This is a genomic window from Pseudomonas sp. BCRC 81390 (assembly GCF_030341915.1).
Taxonomy (GTDB): Bacteria; Pseudomonadota; Gammaproteobacteria; order Pseudomonadales; family Pseudomonadaceae; genus Aquipseudomonas.
On sequence record NZ_JATAAG010000084.1, the window covers coordinates 1 to 251 of the forward strand.

The following is a 251-nucleotide window of genomic DNA, read 5'->3' on the forward strand; positions in this document are numbered from 1 at the left end:
GTGTCGGTTTGGGGTACGGTTCCCAGTTATCTGAAGCTTAGGAGCTTTTCTTGGAAGCATGGTATCAACCACTTCGTCGCCTAAAGGCAACTCGTCATCAGCTCTCGGCCTTGAAATCCCGGATTTGCCTAAGATTCCAGCCTACCACCTTAAACCTGGACAACCAACGCCAGGCTGGCCTAACCTTCTCCGTCCCTCCATCGCAATAACTGGAAGTACAGGAATATTAACCTGTTTTCCATCGACTACGC

1 rRNA gene is annotated in these 251 nt (G+C 50.2%); it reads right to left on the reverse strand.

The window, feature by feature from the left end:
• A 23S ribosomal RNA gene (locus QSV36_RS25065) occupies positions 1 to 251 on the reverse strand; the annotation flags it as partial.